Origin of the sequence: Phytobacter sp. V69 (assembly GCF_965644215.1) — a bacterium.
GTDB lineage: Bacteria > Pseudomonadota > Gammaproteobacteria > Enterobacterales > Enterobacteriaceae > Phytobacter.
In genome coordinates this window covers 1-14,790 of sequence record NZ_CBFFRL010000125.1, presented here as the reverse complement: position 1 = coordinate 14,790, position 14,790 = coordinate 1, and the positions used below count along the sequence as shown (strand labels likewise).

Below are 14,790 nucleotides of genomic sequence, written 5' to 3'. Positions count from 1 at the left end.
AGTCATGATAATAGGGCCTTCTGATTAGAAGGCCCTATTATCAATGATTTTTATCCTCGTGACGACACTATCTAGCTAATTAAAAAGATTAAAATTTAACCTTGAAATCCTGCCCGCTATGCGTCTATCCTTTGCCCCGACGAATCCCTCGTCTCACTGAGGCCCACTGAAAATGGATAAACACACCTGCTGACTTCGAATCCTTGCTTCGCGTTTATGGCGAGCAGGGGATGTATTGATTTCACTCAGGAGTGCTTATGGCTCAGTGCGCCCAACCCCCCTCATTTATTTTGCATCAGGTCACCTGTCAGTTTGCGACGGGCGTGACGCTTTTTGGCCCAATTTCTCTTTCGCTCGAACCCGCGTTGTGTGGTCTGGTCGGGCGCAACGGCAGTGGTAAAACCCGGTTACTGCATCTGCTGGCAGGGCTGGAACGCCCTGCATCCGGGCATATCGAACGTTTTGGTTCTTTGGCCTGTGTCGCCCAACAACATCTGATTTCTCCGTCGACGACGCTGGCTGAACTGCTGGGTTATGACGCGATTTTTGCAGCCCGCCGGCGTATCGAATCGGGTGATTACCTGCCAGACGATCTCGAACGTATGGAGGGTTTATGGGATCTCGAAGAACGCCTGACCGCGGCTTTTGTGGATGCCAGCCTGCCTGCGTTTATCCCCGAGCGACCCGCCGCAGAACTGAGCGGTGGCGAATGCGTACGCGCGCTGCTGTGCGCGGTGTTTGTGAACGACGCCGATTACCTGCTGCTTGATGAACCGACCAACCATCTCGACAGGCAAGGACGAGAGTGGTTTTACGCGCGGCTTGCCCGTCGGCAGGGCGGGACGCTGGTGGCGAGCCACGATCGTGAACTGTTGGCGCTGATGCCGCGTATTCTCGAATTATCTCCTGCCGGGATTCGCAGCTATGGCGGTAATTACGCCGACTACCAGCGTCAGCGCGACGCCGAGCAGCAGGCGGCTCAGGCGGCGCTGGAACATGCTGCCACCGAACGTCGCCGAACCCGCAGCCGCCTACAAAAGGAGCATGATGCCAGCCAGCGGCGGTCGGCCCAGACCCTGCGAACCGTGGATACGCTCAATATCGCCTCGTTCGAGCGGGTGAAATACAAGGGGGCGGCGAAGGAGCGGCCTGGCACGCTGCGCCGACAGCATCGCGAGCAGAACGTGGCGCTCAACGCCGCTGTGGCTCAGGCCAGAGAGCGGGTTGAAGAAGACGCTCCGGTGATGTTTACGCTGCCGGGCAGCCAGGTGGCTGAGGGAAAACAGGTGCTGGTGCTGGATAATCTGATCCTGCCCTATGGCGCGCCGTTCCTGCTCAACTGGCGGATGGACGGGCCGATGCGCGTCGCGCTGCGTGGGCCCAACGGCTGTGGAAAATCGACCCTGCTGCGCGTCATGCTTGGCGAGGAGATGCCGCTTTCCGGCACCTGTCGGGTATCGGTCACCACGGCGTATCTCGACCAGCATCTGTCGCAGCTGGATCTTTCCCTCTCGGTGCTGGCACACCTTCACGCGGGCGATACGCCGCTGGAAGAGGGCAACTTGCGCACCCGCCTGGCACAGCTGCAACTGGGCGCAGAAAAAGTGACTTTGCCGTTGGCGGCGTTAAGCGGGGGAGAACGCCTGAAAGCGGCGCTGGCCTGCGTGCTCTGGCGTCGTGAGGCCACACAGCTACTTTTGCTTGATGAACCGACAAACCATCTTGATTTGGCTTCGATGCAGGCGATTGAGTCGGCGCTGTCGACGTTTCCGGGGGCGATGGTGGTTGTGTCCCACGATGAGGCATTTCTGGGTGGGCTAAACTTAACGCATTGGATTGAGTAGCGGGAATCAGGGTGGCACTGCGAAAGGGTGTAACCTGGATATTGACCCCCGTCATCGCGGGGGTATGTCCATCAAGCTTTATTCCATCAACTGCTTACTGAGCATCGGATTTGAATGAATCAGGCGCATCAGTTTCATTTCAGTGGCTGAGGGGCGTACACGTTTTGATTCCCATTCCTGAACCATGGCAACACTCACACCCATCGCGCGTGCAAAGTCATCAATCTTCAACCCAGTTCCGCGTCTTAATTGTTCAAACTCGTTGAAAGAAGTGGGTTTTTGAGTCAGGGTAACCGTCTGCGTTACATCTTTAAAAACAATCTGTTCCAGACTGCTAAGCAGCTCAAACATCGGATCTTTATATTCCATTGAGAACTCCTCATAAATCACACAGCGGGTTCGTGATACAGCACAAGTAAGAATAGTCGGTAAAAATCCTGATGGAAGAGGGCTGTCACGATATATCCGCGCCTTGCGCTTTTTTCATGCGTTTGAAATGCATATTCAAACGTTTCGCTGGAGGTTAATTACTTGATTAAGCAAGCCCAGGATTGAATTGAGTATTTTTTTGTAAATGGTTAGAAAAAAGTCGCATGAAGAACTGCAGTGAATGGGTTGGTCTGGCACTTGCCTCAGCATCAATAAGAAAGCATGGAAAAGGGTATCCTGCGAAGCCGACCTGGACTATCCTTGTAACCCGTCAGGCACGCGTGTTGCGTTGTGCGCATTTTTGGGTGAAAGGAGTATTAAAATGGCGACAGGTAAGTCCTGCTCTCGCTGGTTTGCGCCTCTTGCGGCGTTGTTAATGGTAGTTGGCCTGAGTGGGTGTTTTGACAAAGAAGGCGATCAGCGCAAGGCGTTTATCGATTTCCTACAAAATACGGCGATGCGTAGCAGCGAACGTCTCCCCGCTCTGACAGCAGACCAGAAAAAACAGTTCGGGCCGTTCGTCTCTGATTACGCGATCCTGTATGGCTATTCTCAGCAGGTGAATCAGGCGATGGATTCCGGTCTGCGCCCGGTGGTGGATAGCGTGAACGCGATTCGCGTACCGCAGGATTACATGACCCAGCGTGAGCCGCTGCGTCAGGCAAATGGCTCCCTCGGCGTGCTGAGTCAGCAACTGCAGAATGCAAAAGTGCAGGCTGATACGGCCCATGCGGGGCTGAAACAGGCTGATGACCTGAAACCGGTCTTCGAGCAGGTATATTCGAAAGTCGTGACCGCCCCGGCGAACGCGCTGCAACCGCTGATTCCAGCGGCTCAGATGTTCACCCAGCAGCTGGTGCAGGTGGGTGATTTTATCGCTCAGCAGGGCACTCAGGTGAGCTTCGTTGCCAACGGCATCCAGTTCCCGACGTCGCAGCAGGCCAGCCAGTACAATGCGTTGATTGGGCCGCTGGCGTCTCAGCATCAGGCGTTTACTCAGGCATGGACCGCCACCGTGAACTCAACGCAGTAAGCGTTAAGCGAGCATAAAAAAAGAGGCGATCAGATCGCCTCTTTTTTGTTTGTGCAGGGGAGAATTTACTTCGCAACCTGCGGGTTAACGCAGTTTTTCTCAACCTTGCCATTCAGCGCATCGATGATGTTATCAACCGCGCAGGCGGCCATGCCGTAGCGCGTTTCGTGTGTAGCGGAGCCAATATGTGGCAGCGCCACCACGTTGGGTAAGGTTAGCAGCGGAGAGTCCACTGGCAGCGGCTCTTTCTCAAACACATCGAGCCCGGCCGCATGAATCTCGCCATTTTTCAGCGCCTCAAAGAGCGCCTGTTCGTCTACCACCGGGCCACGACCCGCGTTAACGAAAATCGCCGACGATTTCATTAGGGCGAATTTCTCCGCATTGATCAGGTGGTGCGTTTCCTGGGTGTACGGCAGGACGAGAACCACATAATCAGACTCTTTGAGCAGAGTATCCAGATCGCAGTAGCGGGCCTGGAAACGGGTTTCAGCTTCCTGATGCTGGCGGCGCGCGTTATAGAGAATCGGCATGCCAAAACCAAAGTGCGCGCGTTGTGCCAGCGCCAGGCCGATGCGACCCATACCGACGATGCCGAGCGTTTTGTGGTGCACGTCCACGCCAAACCAGTCCGGGCCAATGCCCTTGGTCCATTCGCCTTTCTTGACGCGTTCTGCCACTTCCACTACCCGACGCGCGGAGCTCAGCACCAGCGCCATAATGGTGTCGGCCACGGTTTCGGTCAGTACGGTCGGGGTGTGCATCAGCAGAATGTTCTTCGCATTCAGCGCGTCCACATCAAAGGTGTCGTAACCCACTGAAATAGTGGAGGCAGCACGCAGTTTTGGCATTTTTGCCAGCAATGCGGCGTCCACCTTTTCACTGGAACCCAGCAGGCCTTCGGCACTGGCGAACGCGTCGGCGTGCTGCTCCACCGTTTCCGGGCGCAAGTTCGGCACCTGGGTGACGGTGAAATGGTCTTCCAGACGGCGTTTCAGGTCATCGGGCAGTGCTTTATACAGGATGATGGACGGCTTCATGGGTTCTCCCTTAATGGAATTCAGGCGTGACGAGCGCCCGCTGGATACGTTTTATTGTTAGCAGGCTAAGGCCGGGTCCTGCGGTTGCTCACGATCGTCGCTGGACGCCATTTATGCCCATAGCAAGGCACGAATGGCGAAGTTTGGTGGGCCAAATAAGCCGTGAGTAACGATGCTATGGGCTTAAATGGTCCCAGCCCTTCGGGACGCGTACCAAAGACACGTCCTCTACGTTATCGGACTTGGGCATAGTTCACTATGCCCAGCGTCCTCTGCCTTGATTACGCGTCTTTGGTTCAGCGTCGACGACGTGCTCAACTGCAGGACTCGGCCTCACAATTAAAGTAAGCCATACGGATACGAAAAGCGCCACCCCCATAAAAATGTACGATGCCGCCGGGCTTCCCGTGGCGCCATTGAGGTAGCCCACAAACCAGGAGCCGAAGAACGAACCGAGCGCACCCATGCTGTTGATCAGCGCCATTGCGCCACCCGCCACGTTACGCGGCAGCATCTCTGGAATGATGGCGAAGAATGGACCATACGGGGCGTACATGGCCGCACCGGCGATCACCAACAGGGTGTAAGAGGCCCAGAAGTGGTTGGCTCCGACCGCCCAGGAACCGATAAAGGCGAAGCCGCCAATCAGCAACAGGGGCCAGACGAACAGTTTACGGTTTTGCAGTTTATCCGATGCCCAGGAGGCGAGGATCATGGCGATAGTGGCCGCCAGGTACGGTACGGAGGAGAGCCAGCCCACTTCCACCATGCCCAGGTTAGCGCCGCCGCTGCGAATGATCGACGGCAGCCACAGTACGAAACCGTACACGCCGATACTCCAGGCGAAATATTGCAGGCACAGTAAGATGACGTTGCGTGAACGGAAGGCTTCGCCATAGTTACGCACCGCTTTGATGCCTTGCTGCTCCTGGTCCAGCTGGGTTTGCAGGGCCGATTTTTCATCCTCTGACAGCCAGCCGACCTGGGACGGTTTGTCACGGACCAGCATCCACCAGGCAAAGGCCCAGATAACCGCGGGAACCCCTTCGATAATGAACATTTCACGCCAGCCGAGCGCCTGAATCAGGTAGCCGGAGACCACCGACATCCACAGCACGGTGACCGGGTTGCCGAGGATCAGGAAGGTGTTGGCGCGCGAACGCTCGGATTTGGTAAACCAACTGCTGATATAAATCAGCATGGCGGGCATGACCGCGGCTTCTACTACGCCGAGAATAAAGCGGATGGCGGCAAGCATCGGGATGTTGGTGACCATCCCGGTCAGTGACGCGCAGCCGCCCCACAGGATCAGGCAGACAAAAATCAGTTTGCGAACGCTGCGGCGTTCCGCGTAAATCGCGCCGGGGATCTGGAAGAAGAAATAGCCCAGGAAGAACAGCGCACCGAGCAGGGAAGAGACCCCTTTGGTGATGCCTAAGTCGTCGTTGATCCCGGCGGCGGAGGCGAAGCTAAAGTTGGCACGGTCGAGGTAGGCCAGACTGTAGGTGATAAATACAATCGGCATGATGTACAGCCAGCGTTTTGCTGCATTTGTCGGGCTATTCATAAGGTTGCCTCTATGGTTGAGGTTTGTACCGCCTGGTTGTAGGGTCCAGGGTGGCTTTGTTACTTCTGGTTATGGGGTTACCCCCTCACCCTAATCCTCTCCCTCAAGGGAGAGGGCAGGGGTGAGGGGAATCATTCACCCAGCTGTTCACGGGTTGGCAAACCCTCGCTATCCCCTAATACCTGGATGGCGAGGGCGCCGATTTTATTGCCGCGCTGCACCGCCTGGCGCAGCGTTTTGCCTTCCAGTAGGGCGCTGATCACCCCGACGGCGAAACCATCTCCGGCCCCGACCGTATCCACCACGTTGTCCACTTTCACCGGCGCGACCGCACCCTGTTCGCCGCTGGCGGTTTTATACCAGGCGCCGTCCGGGCCGGTTTTAATCACCACCGCTTTTACGCCGCGCTGCAGGTAAAAATCAGCGATGCCTTCCGGTGACTGCTGTCCGGTCAGGATCACACCCTCTTTCAGCCCCGGTAAAACCCAGTCGGCCTGGAAGGCAAGGCGGTTAAGCTTTTCCACCATCTCCGCTTCACTTTTCCACAGTACCGGGCGCAGGTTCGGGTCGAACGACAGGGTTTTGCCCTGCGCTTTCATCGTTGCCGCCGCGTGTTCCAGCAGTTCATACGAGGTGGACGAGAGCGCTGCCGCCACGCCGCTTAAATGCAGGTGACGTGCTTCGTTAAACGCGGCGCTGTGGAAATCTGCCGTGGAAAGGTGGCTGGCCGCCGATCCCTTGCGGAAATACTCCACAATGGGATCGGTTCCATTTTCGGCTTTAGATTTCAGCTGATAACCCGTTGCATAGCGTCCATCGACGGTGACGCCGCGGGTATCGATATGCTCTTTTTTCAGCGAGTTAAGAACGAACTGCCCAAAGCTGTCATCGCCCACGCGGCTGATCCAGCAGACGTTCATACCGAGTCGCGCCAGGCCCGTGGCGACATTCAGCTCCGCGCCCGCAACGCGCTTCACAAAATGTTCGGCATCGGCAAGCTCGCCGGTTTCGGTGGCGACAAACATGGCCATGGCTTCGCCGATAGTGATGACATCAAGCGGTTTATGCATGGCGTTACTCCTCACGTAACAAGTCGACGTAGTGGCGGGTGACGGCGGTCAGGTCGTCTCCTTCAAGGGGAAATTCAATGCCGCGCGGGGCATCGGGCGGTAGCTGGCTCAACAGGGCAAGCCAGCGTTCATCGGCTTTATCCGGCGCGATGGCGCGATACTGCTCGCGATGTGGCTCTGCGGCTTTGACATGAATATAGCTCACCGCCGGTGCCAGATGGCGGGCGGCTTCTTCCGGCGACTCGCCAACCCAGACCCAGTTACCGGTATCGAAGGTGAGCGTCACCGGCAGCGCCAGTACCGTGCAGGCAGCTTTAAAACGCTGCATTGGTGCCAGTTGACCGCACTCGGTCTGGTCGTTTTCCACCACCAGCGCCATACCGCTCTCGTCGAGCCAGCCGCGCAAGGTTTCCAGCACCTCTTTGCGCTGATAATGACCGAGGGAGACTTTGAGCCACAGCGCCTTGAGTTTGCGCGCTTCTTCAAGCAGGGCAGGCAGATGCGGGTTCAGGGAACCGTCTTGCAGGCACACTGCTTCCGGTGCCGAATAGCAGGCCACTAAACGGTGGGCTTCGATGGTGGCGGCAAGTGTTGATAGGCTGTTCAGTTCCTGATGGCTCAACAGCTCACGGCGTATTTCCACGCCGTCTGCGCCTGCGTTGGCAATCAGCGGCAGAACGGCGCGCTGGCCGCCCATTGCGCTGATTTGTTCGCTGCCATAGGCGGCGGTAACAACGATGATTTTTCTTTTCATCTTCCGGCTTCCCAGGAGTTAAAGACAATTTGCTTGCCTTTAACGCTAGATGGAACCGGTTCCAAAGAAAAGCGCAGTGCATCGAATTTATGATCGGCATCACGAAGGTTAATTATCGCGCAGTGGAACCGCGCACAATGAGCTCACCGGAAAAGACCCGCTCGCGGACGGTATCGCTGTTACCTTCGATACGCTCAACCACTTGTTCTACCGCGGCATAGCCGATTTGCCAGGTCGGTTGTTTGAGGGTGGTGATGCCCACGCCCGCCAGCTCAGCCCATTCCAGCTCATCAAAGCCGAGCAGGCCGATATCGCTGCCCCAGTGCAGACCAATACGTTTCAGGGAGCGGGCGACCTGTAGCGTCAGTGCGCCGTTGGCGGAAATCACCGCTTTACGCATCCCGCGATGGCTGGAGTGGAACTGGCGCAGCGCGTTATCAATCTGGCTGCCTTCATGCAGCGGCGTTTCGGCGTTTTCGGCCACCATGCCGGGGTAGCGGGCAAGCGTTGCGCGAAAGGCGTCCAGGCGTTCCCGGCGTGTATTCACCGTACCCAGCGACTCGCTCAGGAACAGCAACGCTTCAAAGCCCTGTTCAATCAGATGCTCGGTGGCGGTGGTGGCGGCCTGTGTATTGTCTAACCCCACGACGTCACAGGCAAAATCGGGGATCTTGCGGTCAATCAGCACCATCGGCAGGGAAGATTGTTGCAGGCGGTTTAGCCCCTCTTCGCGCATCCCTACCGCATTCACCACAATGCCTTCCACCTGATAGCTACGCAGCAGGTCCAGGTAGTGCAGCTCCTGATCGACTTCGTTGTTGGTATTACAGACCAGCGGCGTAAAGCCCTTTTCCCGGCAGGCCGCTTCAATGCCGCTCAGCACATGCACGGAATAGGGGTTGGTGATATCCGCGATAATCAGGCCAATCAGGCGGGTGCGACCGTGCTTGAGATTGCGCGCCATCAGGCTGGGACGGTAGTCGAGTTCAGCAATGGCATGTTCGATCCGCGCCAGCAGCGCATCAGACAGGAGATGTTTTTCGCCGTTCAGATAGCGTGAAATGCTGGTTTTGCCCGTTTTTGCCGCTTTCGAGACATCGCTGATGGTCGGGCGCGTCGTTTTCGCCATGTATGCTTCCCTCGCGGTAGTTGTGAGACCACACGATAGCGCGAAAATCCGCACTGGCAAGGGGGAAACTCCCGCTTATCGCCTTCTGTGTCGCCATCATGCCGTTTAATTCTTTGCCAATTTGCCGCGCCTGTGGATGATAGAGCGCGACATTCATTATTCCATAAGACAGCGAAAATACGCTGTCGCCACCTGCATGCATCAGGAGCGCGCTTTGGCAAACTCTGCAGTTAAAACAGTTCTTACGGCAGCCCACTGGGGGCCGATGTTGGTCGAAACCGATGGCGAGACGGTGCTGTCATCCCGTGGGGCGCTTCCCACGAGCCACCCTAATTCGCTGCAAACGGTGGTCCGCGACCAGGTCCACAGCAAAACCCGCGTCCGTTTCCCGATGGTACGTAAAGGTTTTCTGGCCTCTCCGGACAGCCCACAGGGCGTTCGCGGGCAGGATGAGTATGTCCGCGTCTCCTGGGATGATGCGCTGACGCTTATCCATCAGCAGCACAAACGTATTCGTGAAGAGCATGGCCCGGCATCGATTTTTGCGGGGTCGTACGGCTGGCGTTCGAACGGCGTACTGCACAAAGCGGCGACGTTATTGCAGCGTTATATGAGCCTTGCAGGCGGCTACACCGGTCATCTGGGGGACTACTCCACCGGCGCTGCGCAGGCGATCATGCCCTACGTGGTCGGTGGCAATGAAGTGTATCAGCAGCAAACCAGCTGGCCGCTGGTCCTCGAACACACCGATGTGGTGGTGCTGTGGAGCGCCAACCCGCTGAATACGCTGAAAATTGCGTGGAACGCCTCGGATGAGCAGGGCATCGGTTATTTCGATGCGTTACGCAAAAGCGGTAAACGGCTGATCTGCATCGATCCTATGCGATCGGAAACCGTGGATTTCTTTGGCGACAGCGTGGAGTGGCTGGCGCCGCACATGGGTACCGATGTAGCGATGATGCTCGGTATCGCTCATACGCTGGTGGAAAATAGCTGGCAGGATGAAGACTTCCTGGCGCGCTGCACGGAAGGTTATAGCGTCTTTGCCGATTACCTGACCGGGAAAAGTGACGGCGTGGCGAAAACGGCGGAGTGGGCGGCAGGCATCTGCGGCATTCCGGCGGCGAAAATTCGTGAACTGGCGAAACTTTTCCACGAAAACACCACCATGCTGATGTCCGGCTGGGGGATGCAGCGCCAGCAGTTTGGCGAGCAGAAACACTGGATGCTGGTGACGCTGGCGGCGATGCTGGGACAGATTGGTATTCCCGGCGGCGGCTTTGGCCTCTCCTATCATTTTGCCAACGGCGGTAACCCGACACGTCGCGCCGCGGTGCTGGCTTCCATGCAGGGTTCCGTGAAAGACGGCATTGATGCGGTCGAAAAAATCCCCGTTGCGCGCATTATCGAAGCGCTGGAAAAACCGGGGGCGTTCTACCAGCACAACGGGATGGACCGACATTTCCCGGACATTAAATTTATCTGGTGGGCGGGTGGCGCCAACTTTACCCACCACCAGGACACCAACCGTCTGATTCGCGCCTGGCAGAAGCCGGAGCTGGTGGTCATTTCCGAGTGCTTCTGGACCGCCGCGGCAAAGCATGCGGATATCGTACTGCCTGCCACCACGTCGTTTGAACGTAATGACATGACCATGACCGGCGATTACAGCAACCAGCATCTGGTACCGATGAAGCGCGTGGTGGCCCCGCGTGACGAAGCGCGCGATGATTTCGACGTCTTTGCCGATCTCAGCGAACGTTGGGAAACGGGCGGGCGTGAGCGCTTTACGGAAGGCAAGAGCGATCTGGAGTGGCTGGAAACCTTCTATAACATCGCTCAGCAGCGCGGTGAGAGCCAGCAGGTTACGCTGCCGCCGTTTGCCGAGTTCTGGGAAGCCAACGCACTGATTGAAATGCCGGAGAGCGAGCAGAATGCCCGCTTTGTGCGCTTCGGCGATTTCCGTCGCGACCCGCAGGCGCACCCGCTGAAAACCGACAGCGGCAAAATCGAAATTTACTCGGCGCGCATCGCCGGGTTTGGTTACGCCGACTGCCCGCCGCATCCGATGTGGCTGGAGCCGGACGAATGGCACGGCAACGCGCAGGCAGAACAGCTGCAGGTGCTTTCTGCCCACCCGGCGCACCGTCTGCATAGCCAGCTGAACTACTCGTCACTTCGTGAGCAGTACGCGGTGGCGGGGCGCGAACCGGTGACGCTGCACCCGAATGACGCGAAAGCACGCGGGATTGCCGATGGTGACCTGGTGCGCGTCTGGAATCAGCGCGGGCAGGTGCTGGCAGGGGCGGTGGTGAGCGAAGGGATCAAGCCTGGCGTTATCTGTATTCATCAGGGGGCCTGGCCGGACCTGGAGCGGGCCGAAGGGGGGATCTGTAAAAACGGTGCGGTTAACGTACTGACCAAAGATCTCCCCAGCTCAAAGCTGGGGAATGGCTGTGCGGGTAATACCGCGCTGGCATGGATGGAAAAATACACCGGCCCGGCGCTTACGCTGACGGCGTTTGATCCGCCTGCCAGTTCATGATCCAGGTCGGGTGCTGAGTATCTTCCTGCCAGGCGCTGTCCTCTATGCGAAAGCCCTGCGCGTGGTAGAAATTCACCGCCCGATCGTTTTTCTGATACACCTCAAGGCTTAAGGCATCAAAGCGCTGTTTGACGTGCTCAAGCAGCGCGGTGCCGATGCCTTTTCGCAGTGCGTCCGGGCAGACGAACAGTGCCCCGACATACTGCCTGTCCAGCACGCTGACAAACCCGTACAGCTCGCCGTCTTCCTCCCAGACCCAGGTGCGGGCCGACGGGAGATAAACTTCGCGTACCAGCATTTCGCTGTCCTGCCAATACTTCGCCGCAATAAACGGATGCGCGTAGGTGGTGCTTTCAAGCCACAGACGCAGCAGAGGCGAGGTATCTTTACTGCGCCACTCGTGGATCATGCTGACCTCCGGGATGACAGATGCAGCCCGTAATATGGTCATTAACCAGACCACAGGCCTGCATAAAGGAGTAACAAATGGTGGTGCCGACAAATTTGAAGCCGCGTTTTTTCAGCGCCTTTGATAGCGCGTCGGACGCGGGTGTCGAGGTCGGAATACCGGCGAGCGTTTCCGCCTGCGTGACCCGCGGTTCGTTGTCGACAAAGGACCAGACGAACCGAGCGAAGGGTTCGCCATTGTGTTCCATGGCGAGATACGCGCGGGCGTTGCCGATAATCGCCTCAATTTTGCCGCGATGGCGAATAATCCCGGCATCCAGCACCAGGCGCTCGACATCTTCTGGCCCCATAGCGGCTACTTTTTCGGGGTCGAACTGGTGGAAGGCATTACGGTAGTTTTCGCGTTTTTTCAGCACCGTAATCCACGATAAACCCGCCTGTTGTCCTTCAAGGCAGATCATTTCGAACAGCTTTTTCCCGTCCATTTGCGGGACGCCCCACTCTTCATCGTGATAGGCCAAATAAAGTGGGTCTTGAGTCACCCAACCACAACGCTGCATATCCTTCTCCGTTGCTGATGTTGATCAAAATTATGTCTGCTCCAGACTTGACGCGCCTGTTAAAAAGACAATAGTTAGGTAAGGGTTATCTACCCTCGCTTTTGCCCAACAAGAACGATAACAAATACGCCGATTTGGCTCTTTTCTGGAGTCGCATTGATGAAAATAAAATACAGTGGCCGTTTGATAGCGGTAGTGCCTGCTTGTCTGCTTTTTAGCCATTCAGCATTTGCCTGGCAGCAAGAATATATCGCTTTTGATTCGCAAAATAATATGCCGCAACGCTATACATGGGATAGCGATCACCAGCCACGTTATAACGATATCCTGGAAGAACGCATTCGCTCGTCGCAGAACATACCGGGCGTTGCCCTTAATATGCCCGACAAAACGCCGATGGATGCCGTCAGCACGATGAGCATCGGCTTGAATATTCCGCTACCGGGTAACGTGATGACCGGGCCGGTGGCGGTCTGGCATTACGATGGCTCAACCACCTCAATCTACAACGAATATGGCGACAGCGCGACCACGTCGCAATACAGCGATCCGCTCTGGCACGCCACTGTCAGTTCGCTGTGCTGGCGCGTGGACAGCCATATTGGTGATTTCCGTCCCTGGGCGCAAATCAGTTACAACCAGCAGTTCGGTGAAAACGTCTGGAAATCGCAATCCGGGTTGAGCCGTCTGACCGCTGCCAACCAGTACGGTAACTGGCTGGATGTGACGGTCGGTGCGGATATGCTGCTTAATCAACATTTTGCCGCTTATGCCTCAATGTCGCAGTCCGAAAACTGGATAACCGGGCCAAATTACCTCTACAGCATGGGCGTCAGCGCGCGTTTTTAAGGATCATTTAATACAAAGTGATCACAATTAATAAACAATAATCACGCGCCTTATATTGATAGTACGTACTAACTCACCTGACAAATTCCGGTGAGTCTGTTTTTCGCAATGTCATTCATTCCCGCATATATGCATTTCATTCCGCGCTCACTGCATTTCATGCCTTTTTAGCCCTGGCATGAAATGCGCTTCGTTATCGTTGTTGGCAGTGAATTCCTTTAATTTCCTCTGCAGGACAACTGCCATGAATACATCATCCATGAATCGCACACGCTGGCTCACGCTGGCTGGCACCATCATCACGCAATTTGCGTTGGGATCTGTTTATACCTGGAGCTTGTTTAATAGCGCGCTGGCGGACAAGTTGGGCGAGCCGGTAAGTCAGGTTGCGTTTTCATTTGGTCTGTTAAGCCTCGGCCTGGCGTTGTCTTCCTCCGTTGCCGGGAAATTGCAGGAACGTTTTGGCGTGAAACGCGTGACCATGGCTTCTGGCGTTCTGTTGGGTATCGGCTTCTTCCTGACCGCCCATTCCAGCAGCCTGACCATGCTGTGGCTGAGCGCGGGCGTGCTGGTGGGTCTGGCAGATGGTGCCGGCTACCTGTTAACCCTCTCCAACTGCGTGAAATGGTTCCCGGAACGTAAGGGGCTGATTTCTGCCTTCTCCATCGGTTCTTATGGCCTTGGCAGCCTGGGCTTCAAATTTATCGACAGCCATCTGCTGGCGACCGTTGGCCTGGAACAGACCTTTATGATCTGGGGGGCGATGGCGCTGGTGATGATTGTCTGTGGCGCGATGCTGATGACGGACGCACCGCAGCAAAAAGTGGGCACGGTCAACGGCGTGGTGGAAAACGACTACACCCTGGCGCAGTCTATGCGTAAACCGCAGTACTGGATGCTGGCCGTGATGTTCCTGACCGCCTGCATGAGTGGCCTGTATGTGATTGGTGTGGCGAAAGATATTGCGCAGGGCATGGTCCATCTGGATGTGGCGACGGCCGCCAATGCGGTGACCGTGATTTCAATCGCTAACCTGACGGGGCGCCTGGTGCTGGGCATTCTGTCCGACAAAATCGCCCGCATCCGTGTTATCACCATTGGTCAGGTGATTTCGCTGGTCGGGATGGCCGCGCTGCTGTTTGCTCCACTGAACGCGACCACCTTCTTCGCGGCGATTGCCTGCGTGGCCTTTAACTTCGGCGGCACCATTACCGTGTTCCCGTCGCTGGTCAGCGAGTTCTTCGGTCTGAACAACCTGGCGAAAAACTACGGTGTGATTTACCTGGGTTTTGGTATCGGCAGCATCTGCGGTTCGATTATCGCTTCGCTGTTTGGCGGCTTCTATGTCACCTTCTGCGTCATCTTCGCCCTGCTGATTGTGTCGCTGGCGCTGTCCACGACCATTCGCCAGCCGCAGCGCAGTGTCTATAAACCCGCGCACGCCTGATTTCCCCCTCACACTCGCAAAAAACCGCCGCCTGGCGGTTTTTTATTGTGCACAGAAAACCCCCAGCTAGGCTGGGGGTTCCGGAAAGCTTTCAGCTTTAAGCCAGTTATCAAAA

13 protein-coding genes are annotated in these 14,790 nt (G+C 56.5%); 5 read left to right on the top strand and 8 right to left on the bottom strand.

The genetic code is table 11. The features are described 5' to 3' along the window. Positions 1-257 precede the first annotated feature (257 nt). Positions 258-1,844 carry an ABC-F family ATP-binding cassette domain-containing protein gene (locus tag ACSZPU_RS16865; protein ID WP_499001069.1) on the top strand — a complete coding sequence of 529 codons (1,587 nt, stop codon included), beginning with the start codon at positions 258-260 and terminating at the stop codon, positions 1,842-1,844. 78 nt (positions 1,845-1,922) lie between these two features. Here the strand turns inward: ACSZPU_RS16865 and ACSZPU_RS16860 are convergent, their stop codons facing one another. Next, complete coding sequence (locus ACSZPU_RS16860) at positions 1,923-2,213, bottom strand: HTH-type transcriptional regulator (RefSeq protein ID WP_499001066.1); 291 nt, start codon at positions 2,211-2,213, stop codon at positions 1,923-1,925. A 382-nt stretch (positions 2,214-2,595) separates the two neighbouring features. Here ACSZPU_RS16860 and ACSZPU_RS16855 point away from each other — a divergent pair, with 382 nt between their 5' ends. Further along, a complete protein-coding gene (locus ACSZPU_RS16855) occupies positions 2,596-3,306 on the top strand; it encodes a DUF3053 domain-containing protein (protein WP_499001064.1) in 711 nt (236 codons plus the stop codon). A 65-nt stretch (positions 3,307-3,371) separates the two neighbouring features. Here ACSZPU_RS16855 and ghrB read toward each other — a convergent pair whose 3' ends face one another. The 5 genes from ghrB to ACSZPU_RS16830 all read right to left on the bottom strand — a co-directional run bounded on the left by ghrB (position 3,372) and on the right by ACSZPU_RS16830 (position 8,866). Next, positions 3,372-4,346 (bottom strand): glyoxylate/hydroxypyruvate reductase GhrB, encoded by a 975-nt coding sequence (ghrB, locus tag ACSZPU_RS16850; RefSeq protein ID WP_499001061.1) that lies wholly within the window; start codon positions 4,344-4,346, stop codon positions 3,372-3,374. A gap of 256 nt (positions 4,347-4,602) precedes the next feature. Beyond that, the gene (locus ACSZPU_RS16845; protein ID WP_499001059.1) at positions 4,603-5,913 is read right to left on the bottom strand and encodes an MFS transporter; all 1,311 of its coding nucleotides are present in this window, start codon (positions 5,911-5,913) and stop codon (positions 4,603-4,605) included. 131 nt (positions 5,914-6,044) lie between these two features. Continuing rightward, a complete protein-coding gene (locus ACSZPU_RS16840; protein ID WP_499001057.1) occupies positions 6,045-6,983 on the bottom strand; it encodes a sugar kinase in 939 nt (312 codons plus the stop codon). A gap of 4 nt (positions 6,984-6,987) precedes the next feature. Further along, a complete protein-coding gene (locus tag ACSZPU_RS16835; protein ID WP_499001055.1) occupies positions 6,988-7,737 on the bottom strand; it encodes a sugar phosphate isomerase/epimerase family protein in 750 nt (249 codons plus the stop codon). A 112-nt stretch (positions 7,738-7,849) separates the two neighbouring features. Then, the gene (locus ACSZPU_RS16830; protein ID WP_499001053.1) at positions 7,850-8,866 is read right to left on the bottom strand and encodes a LacI family DNA-binding transcriptional regulator; all 1,017 of its coding nucleotides are present in this window, start codon (positions 8,864-8,866) and stop codon (positions 7,850-7,852) included. 214 nt (positions 8,867-9,080) lie between these two features. Between ACSZPU_RS16830 and ACSZPU_RS16825 the strand changes: the two genes are divergently transcribed. After that, positions 9,081-11,411, top strand: a complete 2,331-nt coding sequence (locus ACSZPU_RS16825; protein WP_499001049.1) for a molybdopterin guanine dinucleotide-containing S/N-oxide reductase — start codon at positions 9,081-9,083, stop codon at positions 11,409-11,411. On the opposite strand, the gene ACSZPU_RS16820 is transcribed toward ACSZPU_RS16825, so the two are convergent. After that, positions 11,374-11,820 carry an N-acetyltransferase gene (locus tag ACSZPU_RS16820; RefSeq protein WP_499001047.1) on the bottom strand — a complete coding sequence of 149 codons (447 nt, stop codon included), beginning with the start codon at positions 11,818-11,820 and terminating at the stop codon, positions 11,374-11,376. The two genes, ACSZPU_RS16825 and ACSZPU_RS16820, sit on opposite strands and share 38 nt — an antisense overlap. After that, positions 11,798-12,379, bottom strand: a complete 582-nt coding sequence (gene tag, locus ACSZPU_RS16815) for a DNA-3-methyladenine glycosylase I (RefSeq protein WP_499001045.1) — start codon at positions 12,377-12,379, stop codon at positions 11,798-11,800. Before tag ends, ACSZPU_RS16820 begins: the two co-directional genes overlap by 23 nt. Positions 12,380-12,538: 159 nt before the next feature. Here tag and ACSZPU_RS16810 point away from each other — a divergent pair, with 159 nt between their 5' ends. Together ACSZPU_RS16810 and ACSZPU_RS16805 are read left to right on the top strand one after the other, a co-directional pair. Continuing rightward, a complete protein-coding gene (locus tag ACSZPU_RS16810) occupies positions 12,539-13,228 on the top strand; it encodes an autotransporter domain-containing protein (RefSeq protein ID WP_499001043.1) in 690 nt (229 codons plus the stop codon). Between the two features lie 244 nt (positions 13,229-13,472). Further along, positions 13,473-14,675, top strand: a complete 1,203-nt coding sequence (locus tag ACSZPU_RS16805; protein ID WP_499001041.1) for an L-lactate MFS transporter — start codon at positions 13,473-13,475, stop codon at positions 14,673-14,675. The last annotated feature ends 115 nt before the right edge of the window (positions 14,676-14,790 follow it).